19 protein-coding genes and 1 pseudogene are annotated in these 21,943 nt (G+C 55.7%); 15 read left to right on the forward strand and 5 right to left on the reverse strand.

Going from position 1 to position 21,943, the window contains the following annotated elements; all coding sequences use genetic code 11:
* Window positions 1–64: 64 nt before the first annotated feature.
* Window positions 65–466: a hydroxyisourate hydrolase gene (uraH, locus tag HMPREF3096_RS23505; RefSeq protein WP_008805473.1), complete on the forward strand. Its 402-nt coding sequence runs from the start codon at window positions 65–67 to the stop codon at window positions 464–466.
* 78 nt (window positions 467–544) lie between these two features.
* On the opposite strand, the gene HMPREF3096_RS23510 is transcribed toward uraH, so the two are convergent.
* Complete coding sequence (locus HMPREF3096_RS23510; protein ID WP_002892370.1) at window positions 545–715, reverse strand: hypothetical protein; 171 nt, start codon at window positions 713–715, stop codon at window positions 545–547.
* 324 nt (window positions 716–1,039) lie between these two features.
* On the opposite strand from HMPREF3096_RS23510, the pseudogene HMPREF3096_RS31090 reads away from it, so the two are divergent.
* Window positions 1,040–1,180: pseudogene (locus HMPREF3096_RS31090) on the forward strand (hypothetical protein).
* A 45-nt stretch (window positions 1,181–1,225) separates the two neighbouring features.
* Window positions 1,226–2,530: a citrate synthase gene (locus HMPREF3096_RS23515; protein ID WP_023339736.1), complete on the forward strand. Its 1,305-nt coding sequence runs from the start codon at window positions 1,226–1,228 to the stop codon at window positions 2,528–2,530.
* 51 nt (window positions 2,531–2,581) lie between these two features.
* Here HMPREF3096_RS23515 and HMPREF3096_RS23520 read toward each other — a convergent pair whose 3' ends face one another.
* Together HMPREF3096_RS23520 and HMPREF3096_RS23525 are read right to left on the reverse strand one after the other, a co-directional pair.
* Window positions 2,582–2,887 (reverse strand): hypothetical protein, encoded by a 306-nt coding sequence (locus HMPREF3096_RS23520; protein WP_022064705.1) that lies wholly within the window; start codon window positions 2,885–2,887, stop codon window positions 2,582–2,584.
* A complete protein-coding gene (locus HMPREF3096_RS23525) occupies window positions 2,865–3,527 on the reverse strand; it encodes a LuxR C-terminal-related transcriptional regulator (protein WP_008805477.1) in 663 nt (220 codons plus the stop codon). Before HMPREF3096_RS23525 ends, HMPREF3096_RS23520 begins: the two co-directional genes overlap by 23 nt.
* A 471-nt stretch (window positions 3,528–3,998) precedes the next feature.
* Here HMPREF3096_RS23525 and HMPREF3096_RS23530 point away from each other — a divergent pair, with 471 nt between their 5' ends.
* From HMPREF3096_RS23530 to HMPREF3096_RS23545, 4 genes are read left to right on the forward strand one after another with little or no spacing between them, the layout of a single operon-like run.
* On the forward strand, window positions 3,999–4,559 hold the full coding sequence (locus HMPREF3096_RS23530) for a fimbrial protein (protein WP_004151792.1): 561 nt from the start codon (window positions 3,999–4,001) through the stop codon (window positions 4,557–4,559).
* A gap of 58 nt (window positions 4,560–4,617) precedes the next feature.
* Window positions 4,618–5,313, forward strand: a complete 696-nt coding sequence (locus HMPREF3096_RS23535) for a fimbrial biogenesis chaperone (protein ID WP_032729500.1) — start codon at window positions 4,618–4,620, stop codon at window positions 5,311–5,313.
* A 10-nt stretch (window positions 5,314–5,323) separates the two neighbouring features.
* Complete coding sequence (locus tag HMPREF3096_RS23540; protein WP_032729501.1) at window positions 5,324–7,759, forward strand: fimbria/pilus outer membrane usher protein; 2,436 nt, start codon at window positions 5,324–5,326, stop codon at window positions 7,757–7,759.
* Between the two features lies 1 nt (window position 7,760).
* A complete protein-coding gene (locus tag HMPREF3096_RS23545; RefSeq protein ID WP_008805480.1) occupies window positions 7,761–8,786 on the forward strand; it encodes a fimbrial protein in 1,026 nt (341 codons plus the stop codon).
* Between the two features lie 22 nt (window positions 8,787–8,808).
* On the opposite strand, the gene HMPREF3096_RS23550 is transcribed toward HMPREF3096_RS23545, so the two are convergent.
* Window positions 8,809–9,675 carry a GNAT family N-acetyltransferase gene (locus HMPREF3096_RS23550; RefSeq protein WP_012542565.1) on the reverse strand — a complete coding sequence of 289 codons (867 nt, stop codon included), beginning with the start codon at window positions 9,673–9,675 and terminating at the stop codon, window positions 8,809–8,811.
* A 510-nt stretch (window positions 9,676–10,185) separates the two neighbouring features.
* Here HMPREF3096_RS23550 and HMPREF3096_RS23555 point away from each other — a divergent pair.
* From HMPREF3096_RS23555 to HMPREF3096_RS23590, 8 genes are all read left to right on the forward strand, one after another.
* Window positions 10,186–11,106 carry a Kdo(2)-lipid IV(A) acyltransferase gene (locus HMPREF3096_RS23555; RefSeq protein ID WP_008805482.1) on the forward strand — a complete coding sequence of 307 codons (921 nt, stop codon included), beginning with the start codon at window positions 10,186–10,188 and terminating at the stop codon, window positions 11,104–11,106.
* A gap of 100 nt (window positions 11,107–11,206) precedes the next feature.
* The gene (locus HMPREF3096_RS23560) at window positions 11,207–11,479 is read left to right on the forward strand and encodes a YdgH/BhsA/McbA family protein (protein ID WP_002892402.1); all 273 of its coding nucleotides are present in this window, start codon (window positions 11,207–11,209) and stop codon (window positions 11,477–11,479) included.
* A 293-nt stretch (window positions 11,480–11,772) separates the two neighbouring features.
* The gene (cadC, locus tag HMPREF3096_RS23565; protein WP_032729504.1) at window positions 11,773–13,353 is read left to right on the forward strand and encodes a lysine decarboxylation/transport transcriptional activator CadC; all 1,581 of its coding nucleotides are present in this window, start codon (window positions 11,773–11,775) and stop codon (window positions 13,351–13,353) included.
* Window positions 13,354–13,718: 365 nt separating this feature from the next.
* Complete coding sequence (cadB, locus tag HMPREF3096_RS23570; protein WP_008805484.1) at window positions 13,719–15,053, forward strand: cadaverine/lysine antiporter; 1,335 nt, start codon at window positions 13,719–13,721, stop codon at window positions 15,051–15,053.
* 82 nt (window positions 15,054–15,135) lie between these two features.
* Window positions 15,136–17,283 carry a lysine decarboxylase CadA gene (gene cadA, locus HMPREF3096_RS23575; protein WP_012968785.1) on the forward strand — a complete coding sequence of 716 codons (2,148 nt, stop codon included), beginning with the start codon at window positions 15,136–15,138 and terminating at the stop codon, window positions 17,281–17,283.
* 60 nt (window positions 17,284–17,343) lie between these two features.
* Window positions 17,344–18,819 (forward strand): dipeptide permease DtpD, encoded by a 1,476-nt coding sequence (gene dtpD, locus HMPREF3096_RS23580; RefSeq protein WP_012542563.1) that lies wholly within the window; start codon window positions 17,344–17,346, stop codon window positions 18,817–18,819.
* Window positions 18,820–19,150: 331 nt separating this feature from the next.
* The gene (gene lysS / locus HMPREF3096_RS23585) at window positions 19,151–20,668 is read left to right on the forward strand and encodes a lysine--tRNA ligase (RefSeq protein ID WP_004202393.1); all 1,518 of its coding nucleotides are present in this window, start codon (window positions 19,151–19,153) and stop codon (window positions 20,666–20,668) included.
* A gap of 157 nt (window positions 20,669–20,825) precedes the next feature.
* Complete coding sequence (locus HMPREF3096_RS23590) at window positions 20,826–21,257, forward strand: cell envelope integrity TolA C-terminal domain-containing protein (protein ID WP_032729505.1); 432 nt, start codon at window positions 20,826–20,828, stop codon at window positions 21,255–21,257.
* 44 nt (window positions 21,258–21,301) lie between these two features.
* Here HMPREF3096_RS23590 and HMPREF3096_RS23595 read toward each other — a convergent pair whose 3' ends face one another.
* Entirely contained in the window at window positions 21,302–21,727 is a 426-nt protein-coding gene (locus tag HMPREF3096_RS23595) for a hypothetical protein (RefSeq protein WP_032730969.1), read from the reverse strand.
* Window positions 21,728–21,943 lie beyond the last annotated feature (216 nt).

The following is a 21,943-nucleotide window of genomic DNA, read 5'->3' on the forward strand; positions in this document are numbered from 1 at the left end:
AGAAATGACCTGCTTATTCGCACCTTCCTTAGGGCACTTTCACTTGCCCAATAAGGTCACGATTATGAAATTAGTTATCGCCTCCGTAATTTCTCTGCTCAGCTTCAGCGCGCTGGCGGCGCCAGAGGGGACGCTCAGCGTACACATTCTTAATCAGCAAACCGGGCTCCCTTCACCGGGGGTGCAGATTGAGCTGGATAAACAGCAGGGGGAGAGCTGGCAGCATATCGCCACCGGTAAAACGGATGCCGATGGGCGGATTAAATCGCTCTATCCGCAGGCGGAGAATATGGAGCCGGGGGTTTATAAAGTGACGTTTAAAACCGGTGACTATTTTAAAAGCCAAAACATGAATACGTTCTTCCCGGTGGTCCCGGTTATTTTCAATGTCACAAAGCAAAATCAAAAACTGCATATCCCGCTGCTGCTCAGTCAGTACGGATACTCTACCTACCGCGGCAGCTGATGACGCAAGCCGCTATCCAGCCAACGCCTGCGCGTCTCCCGCAGGCGTCACGTTTTCCTCGCACCACGATGTCCACGCCTAACGCTCGGTCTCTTTCTCTTTAAAGTGTTTAACAGCTTCGTCGTACATCGCCAGCAGGCCGGAAATTTCGCCTTCATATTGCGGCACGCGCTGGGCGCGAACGAGCTCAATCAGCAGCGCATAGGCTGCTTCTTCCGGGGCCGCATGTGGATTGATCAGTCCAGACATATCACCTCCTTAACAGTGGGCTTTTAGCCTACCCCTCGGCGGGAAAACGCAACAGCCTGATATGCAACCAGTACTTCTTATATGGCTCTTGTGAAACCTCAGAGGCGAAGACCTCGGCGGAAATCAATTGAAGGAGGGGTTATCCAGACCACTGGCGTGGCGGTTAGCGGTGCATCTACACCGGCAGCAGGCTCATCATCAGCCAGGCGATGGTAATGCAGATGAGGGTCATCGACAGCACAAAATTCATGGTAGCTCTTCTTCATCCTTTCTTTACTCAGCGTAAATTTTGACAGCGATGATCGCCTTTATCCTTGGCGATTTGTGCCGCTATCCGGCGGTGGGCTGGGGAAAGACGGCCTGTTTCCCCGTGAAGGCCAGTAAAATATCCTCTTTGTCAGGGTTATAGTGATGACATCAATGAATAAGCGGCATCACATTGGTTATGTTGGTCTTTCCGCCTGAAGAATGACTTCAGGTCGCTGATAAGCTTGCTGGGGGACTAACAGGATGAGCACTACACCGTTAACGCTTTCTTTTGCCGGGCAACAACCGCCCATCGCCCTGCCGCAGGTGCCGGGAACGCGGGGGCCGGTGGGAGTCGACATGCGCGGGCTAAATCAGTCCGGATTCTGCAGCTATGACCCCGGCTTCGCCAATACCGCCGGATGCCAGTCGGCGATTTCGTGGATCGATACGGAAAACAGCGTGCTGCTGCACCGCGGCTATCCGGTAGATCAGCTGGCTCGCCAGTGCGATTTTCTCGAAGTGGCCTACATCATGCTGAACGGTGACGCGCCGGATGAGGCCAGCTATCAAACCTTTCGCGAGACCATCACCCGCCATACTCTGGTCCACGAGCAGATAGCCCGCATGTGCAGCGGCTTTCGTCGCGATTCGCACCCGATGGCGCTGATGTGCGCCCTGGTGGGGGCGCTGGCGGCGTTCTATCATGATGTCCTGGATGTGGAAAATCCGCAGCACCGGGCGCTGGCCGCCACCCGGCTGCTGTCGAAAATGCCCACTATCGCCGCCATGAGCTACAAGTACACCATTGAACAACCCGCCGCGTATCCGCGCAACGATCTCTCCTATGCCGGAAATTTCCTGCAGATGCTGTTTGCTATCCCGGCGGAGAAATATGTTCTGAATCCGGTCATCGAGCAGGCGATGAACCAGATCCTGGTGCTCCATGCCGATCACGGGCAGTGCGCCTCGACCACCACGGTGCGTGCGGCGGGCTCCTCCGGGGCGAATTTATTCGCCTGCGTCGCCGCCGGGCTGGCGTCGCTGTGGGGGCCAATGCACGGTGGCGCCAATGAATCGAGCATGCGAATGCTGGAGGAGATTGAAAGCGTCGATCAGGTTCCGGCGTTTCTGCGCCAGGCGAAGCGCGATCCGCAGGCATTTCGCCGGCTGGGTTTTGGCAACTCGCGCTACCGTCACCGCGATCCGCGCGCCGGGATCCTGCGTGAAACCAGCCATCGGGTACTGGCGGAGGTAGGCATGTCCGACCGTTTGCTGCAGGTGGCGATGGCCCTTGAGGACGTGGCGCTGACCGACCCCTATTTTGTGGACAATGGCCTGTCGCCAAGCGTGGATTTCTATACCGCGGTGATCCTCAAGGCGATGAATCTGCCTTCGTCGATGTTTGCGGTGGTCACCGCGGTCGGTCGGACGGTCGGTTGGGTGGCGCACTGGAACGAGATGCACCAGGCGCCGCTGACCATCTACCGGCCACGGCAGATTTACGTTGGCGAGGGCTATCGGGATTACGTCTCCCGACGCGGCGAGCAGTCTGCTGGCCCAAGGTAATGCGTACGGGCAGGAGGCGCGCGGCGTCTTCCTGCCCAGGCGGGGTGCTACTTAGAGATGCCGGGAGAGCAGATAGTGCTCGACGGCGGTATATTCGGTTAACCGGGTATACAGCGCCAACAGGGCGCTGAGAAAAGCGCCTACCTCACAGGCTTGCGGCCCGGGTGTGGCGAGTAATGGCTGTAGCGTAGCTCTCAGTTGATCAAGGTCAGACTTCAGCACATACGGTATATGCAGGGTGCTGAGGATGGCTTCAGTCTGCTGGAAATCGTGACGAGATGGCAACGCCTCGTCTGCGCTTAGCCAGCTCAGGATAATCAACATAAGGCGATTTTTAGCGTAGAGATACGATTTCATGGCCTGTCTCCTGTCGGTAGTGGCGCAACACCATCCCCTGAACTTTGTTCATCAGTTCCACGTTATTTTTCACCGCCAGCTTGCTAAGGACGCGTGAACGGTAGTAGTAGACCCGTTTGATCGTGAGCTGCATGGTGCTGGCCACGTGACACAACGGCATTCCCCCCATCAACAGGCTGATTAAAAAAGTTTCCTTACGGGTCAGGTTATAGCTGTCAGGTATGGCGATATAGAGCTTGTCGGCGGGGGGCGACGTCCAGCGCGGAGCGCGGGCAAGCGCCGTACTGAGCCCGGCAAAACTGGTGATGAACTCTGCGCCGAGCACAATGGCGAGGCTGCTTTCGAGCTCGCTCAACGGGTAGCCTGATTTGGCAAAAATAAAGATCCGGATCAGGGGATTAAACGATTTTAAACTGAGCGCGACCTGCAGTACTTCGATGCTGACGCTGCTGTAATCAATAAGGATGGTGCTTAACCGGGCTCCGGCATCGGTCGCAAAAAAAGTATAGAACATCTCACTCTGTCCGCTAAACGGGTAACAGAGCATTTCTTTAATATCCAGAGGCTTGCTGTTTGGTTCATTAATATACGCCTTCAGCGCAATATTAAAATATTCTGAATCCGCAATGCAGATCAACATAATGACCTCCTGGCATAAATACGCTGTGCATGCTGTCCTGCCTGATTCGACAATTTACTGTAGAGAATACCCGTCTGAAATAACATACTCCCTGCGCTTTCAATCGAGGGGGGAGAACGTGGGAGGAGGTGGTTAATAATGAGGGTGAGATATTTAGATCGCATTTTACGAATGTTGTATGGAAAACAAAAAATAAAAATTATCATTTATTTACAATGAGTTATGTTTTTAATGTTGGTTTATTTTATTTCTTTTTCAGAGTGGCGTTAAGACTTTTCTATAAAAAGTAGAAATGGTCCTGGTGGCGAATTTGAATAATAAACAATGAAGTGAGTAGGATGTCAGTGCAGGGAAGGGGTTAAAAGATAACTGGTTAATCCAATGGAATGAGCATTAATAAATTGTACGTATAAAGTACGCCAGGGGTATTTCCTGAACGATTCTCCATAAGCGTGGTGATGAGGAGTGAATATGAAAAAATACAGCAGAGGAATGGCATCTTTCGTGGTGATGATGATGCTTTCTCCGGTAGCGGCACAGGCTGCTGATGGCAAAGTCACCTTTAATGGTGAAGTCATCGAAAATACTTGTACGGTAGTGAATAAAGATAAGACGGTGACCCTGCCGACGGTCCAGCGTTCAGCGCTCAGCAGCGCGGGTGAGACGGCGGGCGTGGTTCCCTTCACCATCGATCTGACGAGCTGCACCCCAGGGGCTGATGTCTCGGTGTACTTCGAGAAAGATCAATACGTTTCCACGGAGGGCCGACTAAAAAATACCCTGTCTGACGGCACGGAAGCAGAAAACGTCGATGTGGAACTGCTGAACACCCGGTTTACGCCGATTAACCTCGCGGAGACCCCGGCGGTCGCTGCAGACGGCACCATTGCTCGCCCGGACGTGATCCCGGTGGCGGTGGCTGAGCAGGATGGTTCCGCCTCGCTGCCTTTCTATGCCCGCTACTATGCGACCGACGCCGCTACGGCTGGAAAAGTCGCTACCTACGTCAACTTTACGGTGGTCTATCCGTAAACCCTGTCCACGGCCCCGCTCAGGGGCCGTTTATCCACCCGGCAAGGAGGAGGTGAATATGCGGCGTATGGTTCTGGCATGGCTGCTGTCCTGCATTTTACCCTCGGCGGACGCCAGCATGGTTATTGACGGCACACGGATTATTTTTCCCGGCGACAAAAAAGAGATCGCCGTCCGGGCCACCAATATGGGGGAGACCCCCTCTCTGACGCAGGTCTGGGTCGACGATGGCCGCGTGCAAAATCAACCGGAAAAAGATTCGGCGCCGTTTATTGTGCTGCCGCCGATTGTGCGTATCGAGCCGGGAAAGGGCCAAAGCTGGCGCCTGGTGTTCAACGGCAGCCGTCTGCCGCAGGATCGGGAGTCGCTGTTCTGGTTTAATCTGCTGGACATCCCGCCTGAGCCGAAAAACGGCACGGCAATCAATTACCTCCAGCTCGCGATACGGTCGCGTATCAAGCTGTTTTACCGTCCGGCAGGCGTGGCGGCGGAAAAAATGGCGCCGGAGAATGCCCTGCGCTGGGCGCTGGCTCCCACGGGCAATAGGCTGCGGGTGAGCAATGCCTCATCGCGCTATATCACCATCGACAGCATCACCCTTAACGGACAAAAACAGTCCGCTGGCATGGTCGCCCCTTTTTCCTCGCTGGAGATCGCGCTTAAAGGGGTCGCGCTGCGTACGCTGCCGGAGAAATTCAGCTTCACCACCATCAATGATTACGGCGCGGTAGTGAATCATAATTATCCTCAGTAAGGACATTATTATGAAACTCAGGGAGATCAAGTTTGGGTTGATGCTGCTCCTTCCCTGGCAGGAGGCATGGGCGGCAGAGGCGTTTAGTTTTAACCGCGCCCATTTGCACGGCGCCGCGCAGGTTGATCTCCAGAAATATCAATACGGTAATCCGCTGCACGCCGGACAGTATCGCAGCACGCTCTCGGTGAATGGCCGGGACCTGGCGGAAGAAACGTTTGTTATCCAGGAACGCGATGGCCAGCTTGAGCCCTGCATCTCGCCCTCGCTGTTCGACGCCCTGCAGCTGAAGGATGCCCAGTGGCCGGCGGCGGCCACCTGCCTGCGCTTTTCGCAGATCAATAAGGCGATCGGCTGGGAGTATGACAGCGGGGAAAACGTCCTGCGGGTGAATATGCCCCAGGCGCTACTGCAACCCCATTATCGGGGGGCGGTGAACCTGAAGAAGGTGGATAGCGGCGTGCCCGCCGCAGTGCTGCGCTATCAGGCCAACAGCTATCAGAGCATCGTCGACGGGGATAGCAGCAGCCATCATTATCTCGGGCTGGATGCCAGCCTGCGCGCCTTTGGCTGGCGTTTACATCACCAGTCCAGCTACCAGGCGCAGGAGGGGAATACACACTGGGATAGCATTGCCACCTGGGCTGAGAGAAGTGTAGTGAACTGGGCGTCCACGTTACGGCTGGGTCAGGGATGGACCGACGGAACCTTCTTTGACAGCGTCAGTTTTATCGGCGGCAGGCTGGCTACCGATGTGCGCATGCTGCCGGGCTCCCGCCGCGGCTTTGCGCCGTCGGTTAGCGGCGTGGCGCGCACCAATGCCCGCGTGACGGTCACCCAGAACGGCGCCCTGCTGTACGAGGCCACGGTTCCGCCGGGCAAATTCACCTTTGACGATCTCTATCCCACCAACGCCGGCGGCGATTTACAGGTAACGATCCATGAGGCGGACGGCAGTCAGGAGACCTTTACCGTGCCGTACGCCGCGCTGCCTGGCCTGGTGCGGGCAGGCGCGGTCTACTATGACCTGTCGCTGGGCTATCTGGATGAGGACGGGATCGCCGGGCGGCCGGGATTTGGCGAAGCCACGGTGCAGTACGGCTTCAATGACTATGTCAGCGGCTATACCGGCGCCAACGCGACGACGGATTATTACTCGACGCTGGTCGGCAGCGCCTTCAATACCTACTGGGGGGCGCTGGCGGTCGATCTTTCCCGTTCTGCGGCGAAGGGCAGGGAACGCGGCTGGCAGGAGGGGTATCGCTGGCGGGTATCCGCATCAAAATCCTTCGCGTCCGATACGCGGATGCTGGTCTCGATGAGCCACAGCAACGACGGCAACTATCGTTCCATTCGCGACGCCGTCCAGGAGCACGACCGTCACCCCAACGACTGGCGGGAGATGACCCGCTACAGCGCGACGTTGTCTCAGCAGGCCGGCAGCGGCAGCCTGTCGTTTAACGGAATCTGGAGTGAGGATGTCCGCCACCACCGCTGGCGCTCCTATCAGCTGGGGTACGCCAACCGCTATGGTCAGCTCAATTACTACCTGTACGCCCAGCAGAGTCAGGATATTCATCACCGCAATAATCAGGTGGTGGGCATCTCCTTTTCGCTGCCGTTCGGGCAGGCGGGCAGCCTGACTACCCGCTTTAACCATGATAAGAGCTACGGCAGCCAGCTGCAGTCCAGCTATACCGGCAGCGCTGGCGAGAAAAATGCCTTTAGCTATGGCCTGACCGCCAGCTACGACATGCCGCGGGAGAACCCGCACGAGGCCAGCGTTGGGGGCAACGGTAGCCTGCGTACGGATTATGCGTACCTGAATGCCAGTGCCAGCGCCGGTCGCCACCAGCAGCAGTACTCGCTGGGGGCATCGGGCGCCCTGGTGGCGCATCAGGGCGGAATGACCGCCACCCCCGAACTGGGGGAAACCTTCGCCATTGTGGAAGCGCCCGGCGCGGCGGGCGCTCGGGTGGCAAACCGCCTCGGACAGCCAATAAACCGCCAGGGTTTTACGATCATCCCTTACCTCGATCCCTTTACCGATAACTGGCTGGATCTCGATCCGCAGGGTCTGAACGACCATGTGGAGATTGTCTCCAGCAGCACGACGGTGGTGCCCGATTCGGGCGCGGCGGTGAAGGTCAAATTTGTCACGCGTACCGGCTATCCCTGGTTTGCCCATGTCACGCTGCCGGATGGCGCGGCGCCCCCGCTGGGCGCGGAGGTGTTTGACGACAGCGGTCGGGCGGTTGGCGCCGTCGGTCAGGGCGGGCTGCTGTATGCCCGGGTGCCGCAGGCCGACGGCAGCGTCTCGGTAGTATGGGGCGAACGCAGCGGGCAACGCTGCCGGTTGGCCTATGCCATCCGCGGCGACGCGGCGCAACAGGTTAGCCGCGGTACGCCGCATCAGGTCTGCCGGCCGGGAATAAAGGAGAAGTAATATGAAAAAAATCATCGCATCAGGGGTACCGCTTCTGCTGGCCGGCGGATACTGCGCCTCGCTGTCGGCAGCGTGCCAGATGGTCAGTGGCAAAACTATCGAGTATTCAGTGAACGTCAGCCAGGCCAGTATCAACCTTGACGTCAGCAATCGCCCCATCGGCTCCCTGCTATACAGCTACGGAGGGATGATTATCACTAATAACGAACGCTGGGAGATCGCCTGCAGCGGCAGCGAGCCCGGCGGGTTTCAGAGCATCGGCGGCTCACGGGTCGGCCCGGCGGGAGACGGCAAGCCCGGGGATATCTACAGCATCGACCGCCTGCCGGGCATTGGTTACAGCTTCCAGATGGGGGAACAGGATGGCATTAATTTCGATCCCCTGTTCACGGCCTGGCCCTCAGCGCCGGTATTTTCCGGCCAGCGCGCATTTCAGGCGGAAAATAAAAAACCGACCATCTATTTCTGGCGGATTGCCGATAACGGCGGTCTACCGCCGCCGGGCGAGTATTGCCTTAACGATTACCTTGGCGATATTTATCTTGGCGGAGTACAGGCGATGCGCTTTAGCGTCAGTGGGCTCTGTATTCAGGTCAAATCACCCACCTGCAAGATTACTGACGACAGTAAAAACATTAACGTCTTCCTCGGGCGGCATAACAAAACCGCGTTTACCGGGCTCAACAGCACCACCGCCCCGGTTCCTTTTAACATCAACCTGACGAACTGTGAAAATGTCGGCAGCGTGTTTATGCAGTTTAACGCGACGGTGGACAGCGCTGTCGCCGCCAACGAGGTGATTAAAATCGATGACCAACCTGAAGGCGCATCCGGACTTGGCGTGCAAATCCTCAGCGCCGGCGGCGCGCTGGTGCCGCTAAACCAGGTGAGCCAGGTCTGGTCCGGGAATAAAGGCAGTCAGACGAACTATCGTTTATCCTATCAGGCCCGCTATATCCAGACGCAGCCCGCAGTGACTGCGGGCGAGGCGAACGCCAGCGCGACCTTCGTGGTGACTTATAACTGATCGGCCTGACGGCGTGGCGTCGTCAGGCATGCGCCAGTAAAGGAAACATCAACTTCCTGTCTTTAAACAGGTTTTCCTTCTGGTCATAGACGAAGAGGATATCTTCTCCCTCTATTTTCTCATACTCGCCGAGCCGGTCTTCATTAGGGGTAAAACCGAGGATGGCCTGGTAAACATGGTCATCGGCCAGTTCGTTGACCAGCGTCGACAGGCTCTTACCCTCCTCGCAGAAGAGGTCAAAGCAGATCAGCACCGGACCGTTTTGCATGGCGATGACCACTGCCTCATTTTTTGCCGAGTAATAAACAAAATGCTTCATAAAGGCTGAGCAGTAAAACATCAGCAGGCCAAAGTTATGCTCCACCCGCAGCGGTGAGAACGGGTTGGATTTTTCATAGTAATGGCGGAGCAGGGCGACATCGTCAGCGCTGTCCATATCCAGTTTACGAAAATCACCGGCTCGCGGGGAAACCGGCATAATATATTGATGCTCTTCGCTGCGGGTGAAGCCAAATTTGGGGTAAAAATCCACCGTGGTGGGATTGGCGAATAAAAAGAAGGCGTCCGCCTCCTGCTGCCAGTCCTGCAGGATGTGATGGATAAGCTGGCCGGCTAATCCCTTATTACGGTGGTCCGGTTCGGTCATCACGGTGCCAATCTGAATATAACGCCGGGGCTCGCCCTGCCAGCGCAGGTCGATGATATTGGCCGAGGCGTTAGCGATAACTTTATTGCGTTCGACAAAGGCGTAGGGGATATAGGCGTCGGTCCAGTAACCTTGCTGATACCACTCTTCAAAAGACAGATCAAAAGTCTTAACGGCAAGGTCAATGAAGCTTTTTCTTAATGGGCTATTTTCTCTGACTTGCTTCACTAATTGATAATTCATTGTCATAGTTCCTTCTCACTATGGCTTCTGAAAGCGGCGACGTCGGCAAAGGCACTTGCGTCGAATGAGCGCTGTAAACGTAGCATATCTGGGAAAAGGATCCGCAATGTCGATGCTTAACCTTTGCCCCAGTCACAAATAACCGCATGCTGGCCATATCAGACCGGGCTGAACGGCCTGTTTGCGTTTGCTATCGCCATAATAGAGCGTGAGTAAACGAGGCACTGGTCGAGAGGCTGAGGCAAATGTACTGGCGATTTTATCGACAATCGGCCGCGCCGTAGAGGTTAGGTTTATTTATTTATGCATTAAACAGGAAATTTTACGCGATCTGCCTAATAATAGAGTAGCCGTCATCGCAAGGGCTGAAATTACTCAAGGAGCGACGTATAATAACGCCCTTTGTGTCTGAGTATTACCGCACGAATTGGAAAAATATAACATGCAGGATCCGCTACTTTATTTCGCGGTTTTTGCTCAGCTATTATTGAGTGAATTAACAGGATTACTATGTCAAATTTACCCAAATTTTCCCGCGCGCTTTTGCACCCGCGTTACTGGCTGTTGTGGCTGGGAATTGGCTTTTTGTGGCTGCTGGTGCAATTACCGTATCCGGTGATCTACCGTCTGGGAACGGCGCTTGGGCGGCTGGCAATGCGGGTGATGAAAAGCCGCGCGCGGATTGCCAGACGTAATCTCGAACTCTGCTTTCCCGAGATGAGCGCCGCCGACCGCGAGGCGCTGCTGGTGAAAAACTTTGAATCGCTGGGCATGGGGCTGATGGAGACCGGCATGGCCTGGTTCTGGCCGACGCACCGGGTGGCGCGCTGGACCGAGACCAGCGGCGTTAACGAGGTGGTGGAGCTTCTGGAACAAAAGCAGGGCATCTTACTGATCGGTATTCATTTTCTGACCCTCGAAATGGGGGCGCGAATGTATGGCATGTTTACCCCGGGCATTGGCGTCTACCGGCCCAATGATAACCCGCTGATTGACTGGCTGCAGACCTGGGGACGCTTGCGTTCGAACAAGACCATGCTGGATCGAAAAAATCTGAAAGGGATGGTCAGGGCGCTGAAAGAGGGGGAGATCCTCTGGTACGCGCCAGATCACGATTACGGCCCGGCCAGCAGCGTTTTTGCCCCGCTGTTTGCCGTCGAGCAGGCGGCGACCACCACCGGCACCTGGATGCTGGCGAAAATGTCCGGGGCGACGATTGTGCCGTTTGTTCCGCGGCGCAAGCCCAACGGCATGGGGTATGAATTGATCTCTCTGACGCCAGAGCGCACGCCGCCGCTGGCGAGCGCCGAGGTCACGGCGGCCTGGATGAATCAGATTATCGAACAGTGCATCCTGATGGCGCCCGAGCAATATATGTGGCTGCACCGGCGTTTTAAGACTCGCCCGGAAGGGGTACCGCCGCGTTACTGAACGCTTCGGCCGAAAAATAAGCGCATCGGTAGCACGCTCAGTAAATCGCCGTCTATACTGAAAGAGCCTGACTGAAGGCTAATTCCAAGGAGATTGCAGGATGAAAAAAGTGATAGTCGCGTTAGCCCTTTCCGCCGTTGCATTTGGCGCGTCCGCCGCACAGTTGATCACCAAAGAAGAAGTGAAACACTTCAAACTGACCAAGGTCGGACCGATCTCGGTAGGGCCGTCCGGTGGCGAGTTCTCTTCACCTTCCGATCTGCACGATCAGCTCTCTAAGCTGGCCGATGAGAAAGGCGGAAAATATTACGTGATTACCGCCGCGCGCGAGCATGGTCCAAACTTCGAAGCCACAGCGGAAGTGTATAAATAACCTTTTTAAAAGCGTGCCGTAGCGGCGCGCGACGCATTGAGCCTGGAGCGCGTTAAGCCTCCGGGCTCATTTTTTTTCTGCCATCGGAATTGCCTTAGGCAATTGCGGCAGCGGAAATGCGTTTTTATCGCTATATATAAATTTCATGATCACGATGTTAATGAATTATTGCTTTTTATTGTTAATAAAAAGCCAATTCTGACCTAATGCCTGAGGGAGTGACCCCTGGCAAAAATAGGTAGGACAAATGTGTTATCATCGCGCCTTTCCCTTTTTGTCTGGGGCTTTCTTGTATGCTACAACCTGTTGTTCGCGTCGGTGAATGGCTGGTAACCCCCTCTGTAAACCAAATCAGCAGGAAGGGGCGCCAGCTTACCCTTGAACCGCGTTTAATCGATCTTCTGGTCTTTTTTGCCCGCCATCCGGGGGAAGTGCTTAGCCGGGACGAGCTTATCGAAAACGTCTGGACCCGGAACGTTGTGACCAGCCACGTCGTCACGCAGAGTATTTCCGAACTGCGCAAGTCGCTCAAAGACGGCGACGACGTTAGCCTTGAGTACATCGCGACGGTACCCAAACGGGGGTATAAGCTCACGGTGCCGGTGATCTGGTGCACCGAGGAGGGGGAGGAACTCGCCCCGCAGGTGGAGGCGCTGACGCCTTCGTCGTCGACCGCTATTCCCGTGCCACCGGCTGCCGGTGGGCCGCCAGAAGCCCCCGACTCCTCCGCCGATCTTACCGCGCCGTTGACAGCGCCAGCGGCGGCTCCCGCTGTCGCCAGCGCGCCATCGGCCCGCAAACGCCTCACCACCGCCCTGGTGTGGGGGCTGTTCCTGTTGGCGCTGGGCACCTGTGTGGCGCTGGTGGCGCTGTCGAGCATGGAGTCGCGGCCGCCGGTCAACAAGGCGCGCCTGCTGCTCAATCCGCGCGATATCGATATCCACCTGGTCAATGGTAACTCCTGCGCCAACTGGTCGTCGCAGCACTCCTACGCGGTCGGCCTGGCCAGCCTGATCACCACCTCGCTGAACACCTTCTCGACCTTTATGGTGCATGACAAAACGGACTACAACATCAATGAGCCGAGCAGCTCCGGGAAAACGCTGACCATTGAGTTCGTCAATCAGCGCCACTATCGGGCGCAGCAGTGCTTTATGTCGGTCCAGCTGGTGGATAACGCCGACAGCTCGACGATGCTGGATAAACGCTACTTTGTGACCAACGACAACCAGCTGACCATTCAGAACGATCTGATGAACAGCCTGTCGGATGCCCTGACGCAACCGTGGCCGGCGCGGATGCAGGCGATGCTCAGGCAATATCAGCCCTCGCAGAGCGTGGCGTTAACCTATTTCTACCAGTCGCATCAGCTGTTAATGAAGGGCGATGTCGATTCATTAAGTAAAGCCAGTAGCCTGCTGGATGATGTGATTAAGCGGGCGCCGGATTTTATTTACGCCTATGCCGAAAAAACGCTGGTGGATGTATTACGCCATTCGCAGCAGCCGCTGGACGATAAACAGCTAGCTGCCCTCTACAGTGAGGTTGAGCGGGTAGGGGAGATGCCGGGTATTAAAGACATGGCGATTTATTATCAAATAAAAGCGGTAGATTCGTTGGGTAAGGGTAAAGTCGACGAAGCGAATACCGCGATTAACAGTGCGATTGATTTAGAGATGTCGTGGCTGAATTATGTGCTGTTAGGCAAAGTCTATGAGATGAAAGGAGAGAACCGACTGGCTGCCGATTCTTACATCACTGCGTTTAATTTACGGCCCGGCGGGGATACCCTGTACTGGATTGAAAACGGTGTTTTCCAGACATCAGTTAATCGGGTGGTACCGTATCTCGACAATTTCCTCTCTTCAGAATAAGTAAACCCTCATCATGCGCAAGGTTTTGGGCATGGTGAGGTTAAATTTATGTTTCTCATGAAGTCTCCTGTTGTTATTTGTATTTAGCATTCAGGAGGCTTTGAATAACACTTCAGTAACACTTGACTCCCGCTCTAACTCCATGTAATTAAACGATGTTTATCTTTTTCTGACACCCTGTTGTCATGTTTATATGTTAAGCGAAAAAGGTCAAAATATCATTTGTCTGATGTTTGTTGTTATTTCACTTTATCTTTAGGACTTATCTCGTACAAATCAGTAATCTTGTTGGCAGTTGGTCGGGTCAATTAATGGTTCTGTATCATGATCTGTACCTCCCAAATAAACTTAGGAGAAAAACAACCATGAGTTCTGCCAAGAAGATCGGGCTATTTGCCTGTACCGGTGTCGTCGCCGGTAATATGATGGGGAGCGGTATTGCATTATTACCTGCGAACCTGGCCAGCATCGGTGGTATTGCCATTTGGGGCTGGGTAATTTCAATTATTGGTGCGATGTCTCTGGCTTATGTTTATGCCCGACTGGCCACTAAGAACCCGCAACAGGGTGGTCCAATTGCCTACGCCGGGGAAATATCTCCCGCATTCGGTTTCCAGACCGGTGTGCTTTATTATCATGCAAACTGGATTGGTAACCTGGCCATCGGGATTACCGCAGTTTCTTATCTCTCAACGTTCTTCCCAATTTTAAATAACCCGGTGCCAGCAGGTATTGCCTGTATTGCCATCGTGTGGATCTTTACTTTCGTTAATATGCTCGGCGGGACCTGGGTCAGCCGTCTGACCACTATTGGTCTGGTACTGGTGCTTATTCCAGTGGTGATGACCGCGGTTGTCGGCTGGCACTGGTTTGATGTCGCCACCTATCAGGCGAACTGGAACACCTCCAGCACCACCGATAGCCACGCGGTCATTAAAAGTATCCTGCTCTGCCTGTGGGCCTTTGTTGGCGTCGAATCCGCCGCCGTGAGTACCGGGATGGTGAAAAACCCGAAACGTACCGTACCGCTGGCAACCATGCTGGGTACTGCGATGGCCGGTATCGTCTATATCGCCGCGACTCAGGTTATCGCCGGTATGTATCCTGCTTCTCAGATGGCCGCGTCCGGTGCGCCGTTCGCGATTAGCGCCTCTACCATTCTCGGCGGCTGGGCTGCTCCGATGGTTTCCGCTTTCACCGCCTTCGCTTGCCTGACGTCTCTGGGCTCGTGGATGATGCTGGTTGGCCAGGCCGGTGTACGTGCCGCCAACGACGGTAACTTCCCGAAAGTGTATGGCGAAGTCGATAGCAACGGTATCCCGAAAAAAGGCCTGCTGCTGGCGGCGGTGAAAATGACCGCGCTGATGGTGCTGATTACCCTGATGAACTCCGCCGGTGGTAAAGCTTCTGACCTGTTCGGCGAACTGACCGGTATCGCGGTACTGCTGACCATGCTGCCTTACTTCTACTCCTGTGTTGACCTGATTCGTTTCGAAGGCATCAACATTCGTAACTTCGTTAGCCTGATTTGTTCGGTACTGGGTTGCGTGTTCTGCTTCATCGCGCTGATGGGCGCAAGCTCCTTCGAACTGGCCGGCACCTTTATCGTTAGCCTGATAATCCTGATGTTCTACGGTCGCAAAATGCACCAGCGCCAGAACAACGCAACGGATAACAACAGCCCCGCTAACGCGCACTAATCAGTAACCCTTTTTCCTGAGGCTCCTTCCATCACCTGTCACATCGAGACGGGAGGGGCTTTCTACATCTGGAGATTTGACTATGAACGTTATTGCAATCATGAATCACATGGGTGTTTACTTCAAAGAAGAACCCATCCGTGAACTGCATCGTGCTCTCGAACGCCTGGACTTCCGTATTGTCTACCCGAACGACCGTGACGACTTATTAAAACTTATCGAAAACAACTCTCGTCTGTGCGGCGTGATCTTCGACTGGGATAAATACAATCTCGAACTGTGCGAAGAAATCAGCAAAATGAACGAGTACATGCCGCTGTACGCGTTCGCTAACACCTACTCGACTCTGGACGTTAGCCTGAACGATCTGCGCATGCAGGTTCGCTTCTTCGAATATGCGCTGGGCGCTGCGGAAGATATCGCGAACAAAATCAAACAGAACACTGACGAATACATCGACACCATTCTGCCGCCGCTGACCAAAGCGCTGTTCAAATATGTACGTGAAGGCAAATACACCTTCTGTACCCCTGGCCACATGGGCGGTACCGCGTTCCAGAAAAGCCCGGTAGGCAGCATCTTCTATGATTTCTTTGGCCCGAATACCATGAAATCCGATATCTCCATTTCGGTTTCTGAACTGGGTTCTCTGCTGGACCACAGCGGCCCGCACAAAGAAGCGGAAGAGTATATCGCTCGCGTCTTTAACGCTGAACGCAGCTACATGGTGACCAACGGTACCTCTACTGCTAACAAAATCGTCGGCATGTACTCCGCGCCGGCCGGCAGCACCGTGCTGATTGACCGTAACTGCCACAAATCGCTGACTCACCTGATGATGATGAGCGACATTACGCCGATCTACTTCCGTCCGACCCGTAACGCCTACGGTATCCTCGGCGGTATCCCGCAGAGCGAATTCCAGCACGCGACTATCGCCAAGCGTGTGAAAGAGACGCCGAATGCGACCTGGCCGGTACACGCGGTGATCACCAACTCAACCTATGATGGTCTGCTGTATAACACCGACTTCATCAAGAAAACCCTGGATGTGAAATCCATCCACTTTGACTCCGCATGGGTCCCTTACACCAACTTCTCGCCGATCTATGAAGGCAAATGCGGGATGAGCGGCGGCCGCGTCGAAGGGAAAGTGATCTACGAAACCCAGTCCACGCACAAACTGCTGGCGGCATTCTCCCAGGCGTCGATGATCCACGTGAAAGGCGACGTAAACGAAGAGACCTTCAACGAAGCCTACATGATGCACACCACCACTTCCCCGCACTACGGGATCGTGGCGTCCACCGAAACCGCGGCGGCGATGATGAAGGGTAACGCCGGTAAGCGTCTGATTGACGGCTCTATTGAACGTTCCATCAAGTTCCGTAAAGAGATCAAACGTCTGAAAGGCGAGTCTGACGGCTGGTTCTTCGACGTCTGGCAGCCGGAGCATATCGATGGTCCTGAATGCTGGCCGCTGCGTTCCGACAGCGCATGGCACGGTTTCAAAAACATCGATAACGAGCACATGTACCTCGACCCGATCAAAGTCACGCTGCTGACGCCGGGGATGAAGAAAGACGGCACCATGGATGACTTCGGTATTCCGGCGAGCATCGTGGCGAAATATCTCGACGAACACGGCATTGTGGTTGAGAAAACCGGTCCGTACAACCTGCTGTTCCTGTTCAGCATCGGTATCGACAAAACCAAAGCGCTGAGCCTGCTGCGTGCGCTGACCGACTTCAAACGCGCGTTCGACCTGAACCTGCGGGTGAAAAACATGCTGCCGTCGCTGTACCGTGAAGATCCTGAATTCTATGAAAACATGCGTATTCAGGACCTGGCGCAGAACATTCACAAACTGATTGAGCATCACAACCTGCCGGACCTGATGTTCCGCGCGTTTGAAGTGCTGCCATCGATGGTGATGACCCCGTATGCCGCGTTCCAGAAAGAGCTGCACGGTCAGACTGAAGAGGTTTATCTCGAAGAGATGGTCGGCCGCGTCAACGCCAACATGATCCTGCCGTATCCTCCGGGAGTGCCGCTGGTGATGCCGGGTGAAATGATCACCGAAGAAAGCCGCCCGGTGCTGGAGTTCCTGCAGATGCTGTGCGAAATCGGCGCCCACTACCCGGGCTTCGAAACCGATATCCACGGCGCCTATCGTCAGGCGGATGGTCGTTACACCGTTAAAGTGCTGAAAGAAGAAAACAACAAGTAATAGACGCACACCAGGGAAGTGGCTTGCCACTTCCCTTTTTTCACGCTGCAAGGAGAACCTATGAAAACACCCTCACAGCCGCGCGCGATTTACTACATCGTTGCGATCCAGATCTGGGAGTACTTCAGCTTTTACGGCATGCGTGCCTTACTCATCCTTTATCTCACCCACCAGCTTGGCTTTGACGACAGCCATGCCATCAGTCTGTTCAGCGCCTACGCATCTTTAGTTTACGTTACCCCTATTCTCGGCGGCTGGCTTGCCGACCGCCTGCTCGGCAACCGCACGGCGGTGATTGCCGGGGCGCTGTTAATGACCCTCGGCCACGTGGTGCTGGGCGTCGAGTCGACCTCCGCATGGAGTCTGTACGTCGCGCTGGCGATCATCATCTGCGGCTACGGCCTGTTCAAATCCAATATCAGCTGCCTGCTCGGCGAACTGTACGCTCACGACGACCCGCGTCGCGACGGCGGTTTCTCGCTGCTGTACGCCGCCGGCAACGTCGGGTCGATCGCCGCGCCCATCGCCTGCGGACTGGCGGCGCAGTGGTACGGCTGGCATATCGGCTTTGCGCTGGCGGGGATCGGCATGTTTATCGGCCTGATGATTTTCTTAAGCGGCAGCCGCCATTTCCGGCATACCCGCGGCGTCGATAAACCGGCGCTGCGGGCAGTGAAATTTGTGCTGCCGACCTGGGGCTGGCTGCTGGTGATGCTGTGCCTGGCGCCGGTGTTCTTCACGCTGCTGCTGCAAAACAACTGGTCCGGCTATCTGCTGGCGATCGTCTGCCTGTTCGCCGCCCAGATGGTGGCGCGGATCATGATCAAAGCCCCGGAGCATCGTCGCGCGCTGTGGCAGATCGTCCTGCTGATGCTCGCCGGAACGCTGTTCTGGGTGCTGGCGCAGCAGGGCGGGAGCTCGATTAGCCTGTTTATCGACCACTTCGTCAATCGTCGCCTGCTGAACTGGGACGTGCCAACCGCGCTGTTCCAGTCGGTCAACGCGGTGGCGGTGATGGCGGCCGGCGTGGTGCTGGCGTGGCTGATGCGCCCGGAAGGCAGCGTGCGTTCGGTGCTGCGCGTCTGGCTGAAATTCGCTTTCGGCCTGCTGCTGATGGGCGGCGGCTTTATGCTGCTGGCGCTCAATGCCCGCCACGGCGCGGCTGACGGCCAGGCCTCGATGGGCATGATGGTCGCCGGGCTGGCGATGATGGGCTTTGCCGAACTGTTTATCGACCCGGTGGCGATGGCGCAAATCACCCGTCTGAACATGCCCGGCGTCACCGGGGTGTTGACCGGGATCTATATGCTGGCCACTGGCGCGGTCGCCAACTGGCTGGCGGGCGTGGTGGCGCAGCAGACCACCGAATCGCAAATTAGCGACACGGCGATTGCTGCCTATCAACATTTCTTCTCGCAGATGGGCGAATGGACCCTCGGCTGCGTGGCGGTGATGGTCGTTATCGCCTTTGCCGCGGCCTGTAGTGTGGGCAAACGCCGTGCGGCTGCCGGTGAAGTTACCGGCGGCGGCGCCTGACGCTCGTCCCGGCTGGTGGCGTAAACGCCTTATCCGGGCCGCGATTCGTAGCCCCGATAAGCGCAGCGCGACCGGGGGCATGACATCAACAGCGGAGCGCGAAGTCGCTCCTTGCACAGCTTAGTGAACAGGAGGAGGATATTCTGGCATGCGCGGAGGCCAACGATAAAAAATACCGTTACTGAAGCCATAGCTGAGTGAGATCAGCTTGGAGTGAATCCAGGATCGTTAAGATTGTGCTCTGGTGTCTTCCCAGAGACAGGCCGCGCGGAAGGGTGACCTGGTTCAATTTATCGAAGCTAGTTTGAAAGCAAGGTTATGAGGAATCCATATGTCTGAACAACAAGCACAAGGTGCCGATGAGGCCATTGACCTTAATAATGAACTGAAAACTCGTCGCGAAAAACTGGCTGCACTGCGTGAGCAGGGCGTAGCCTTCCCCAACGACTTCCGTCGCGATCATACCTCTGACCAATTGCACGCTGAATTCGATGCGAAGGATAACGATGAACTCGCTTCCCTGAACGTTGAAGTTGCGGTGGCTGGCCGGATGATGACCCGCCGCGTGATGGGCAAAGCCTCTTTCGTCACTCTTCAGGACGTCGGCGGCCGCATTCAGCTGTACGTGGCGCGCGATGACCTGCCGGAAGGCGTCTACAACGAACAGTTTAAAAAATGGGACCTCGGCGATATCATCGCCGCCCGCGGCAAGCTGTTCAAAACGCAAACCGGCGAACTCTCTATTCACTGCACCGAGCTGCGTCTGCTGACCAAAGCCCTGCGCCCGCTGCCGGATAAATTCCACGGCCTGCAGGATCAGGAAGTCCGCTATCGCCAGCGCTATCTGGATCTGATCGCCAACGAAGAGTCACGTCATACGTTCCGTATCCGTTCGCAGATCCTCGCGACCATGCGCCAGTTCATGGTGGCTCGCGGCTTTATGGAAGTCGAAACCCCGATGATGCAGGTGATCCCTGGCGGGGCGTCCGCCCGTCCGTTCATCACCCATCACAACGCGCTGGATCTGGATATGTACCTGCGCATCGCGCCGGAACTGTATCTGAAACGTCTGGTGGTCGGCGGTTTTGAACGCGTGTTTGAAATCAACCGCAACTTCCGTAATGAAGGGATCTCGGTACGCCATAACCCAGAGTTCACCATGATGGAACTGTATATGGCGTATGCGGACTACAAAGACCTGATCGAACTGACCGAGTCGTTGTTCCGCACCCTGGCGCAGACGGTGCTGGGCAAAACCGAAGTGCCATATGGCGACCAGGTGTTTGATTTCGGCAAGCCGTTTGAAAAACTGACCATGCGCGAAGCGATCAAGAAACACCGTCCGGAAACCAACATGGCGGATCTGGATAACTTCGACGCGGCGAAAGCGCTGGCGGAATCTCTCGGTATTCAGGTAGAGAAAAGCTGGGGTCTGGGACGTATCGTCACCGAAATCTTTGACGAAGTGGCGGAAGCGCATCTGATTCAGCCAACCTTCATCACCGAATACCCGGCGGAAGTTTCCCCGCTGGCTCGCCGTAACGACGTCAACCCGGAAATCACTGACCGCTTTGAATTCTTCATCGGCGGCCGCGAAATCGGTAACGGTTTCAGCGAGCTGAACGATGCCGAAGATCAGGCGCAGCGCTTCCAGGATCAGGTGAACGCCAAAGCGGCGGGCGATGACGAAGCGATGTTCTATGACGAAGACTACGTCACCGCCCTGGAGTATGGTTTACCGCCGACCGCGGGTCTGGGTATCGGTATCGACCGCATGGTGATGCTGTTTACCAACAGCCATACCATCCGCGACGTGATCCTCTTCCCGGCCATGCGTCCGCAGAAGTAATCCGTTGCACTCCCTCCCGGCCTGCGCCGGGAGGTCCTCCCTGCATTATCCCCATCCTGTCTTTTGCCCTGCTTTATGAACCGCTAACCGCTATTTATCGGGATGTTTTGCCGTGGCCAGACGCGCGACAATAGTGACCATTTCGCGAGGAGACGCTATGAGCAAATTTGGTATTGCCCTCATGACCGCGGCGGCTATTAGCCTGCTGAGCGGCTGCCAGGCGGCGAAGGAGAAGCATCCGACGCAGGAGGAACTGATCCGCCAGATGCAGCAGCGGGCCGCGGCCTCGGATACGCACACACTGCCGCCGGGCAAAGCCTCGCAGGACCAACTGATGCGCTACGCCTTCACGCTCAGAGAGGCGGTTATGGTTCAATTGCCCAACAGCGCACGCTACCAGGGGAAAATATGCTCCGTGCGGCTGTCGCTTAACCGCAGTGCAAAACTGACCGGACTGCAGCAGGAGGGGGGCGATCCGGCGTTCTGCGCGGTAGTGACCGATGCGGTACTGCGCACGACCTTCCCGCCCTTTGCCAGCGAAGGGGTCTACCAGATCTTTAACCATCCGCTACTGGATTTTAAGCCTTAGCGCACCCGGCTTTCCGCCCCCGCCGGATGGCAGGGGCGGGGAGATTACTGCACTTTTTGCAGGGAGCCGCGCTGGCTGCCGTTTGTCCAGCTGCCGTTAAAGGCGTTGTTGAGGGTAAAGGCTGAGCTTTTCACCCGGAAAGTCAGTTTACCCTGGCTGGCTTTCGCCTCCTCGACCAGATGACCATGGGTTTTCACCGTTTTAGCGGTGACGGTAATCTCATCAATTTTATCGCCATACTCCGTATAAACATACCAGGTGCCCACCCAGGGGCCGAAGCCGCTGCTGGCCTGCTGCGCGGCGGCGGCATTCTCGGCTTTGGTTTTATGAATATCGCAGGTGGTCCCGTCGGTCATCTGCGTGCAGCCGGAACGTTCAAGCTGTTCCCGGTATTTCGCGCTAATGGCGTGGGCCGGCGCGGCGGCGACCAGCGCCAGGGTGAGGGTGGTGAAAAGCCAGGTCTTATTCATCTTATTGTTTCTCATCGCGATAGCGGCGTGCATGGTCATAAAGGTTGATACACATTGGTGCATTCTCCCGGTGGCGTCAGAATAAATATAACCGCAGCCATTCCTGATAAATAACTAGCAGGAAGGAGATGGGTTATTTATTGGTAAAACATCATTACCCTGATTTTATTTATCACTGTACCTTCCCGCTGCATGTCATATTATTGCAGAGAGAAT

The sequence above is a fragment of the Klebsiella sp. HMSC25G12 genome (assembly GCF_001807705.1).
Lineage (GTDB): Bacteria > Pseudomonadota > Gammaproteobacteria > Enterobacterales > Enterobacteriaceae > Klebsiella > Klebsiella variicola.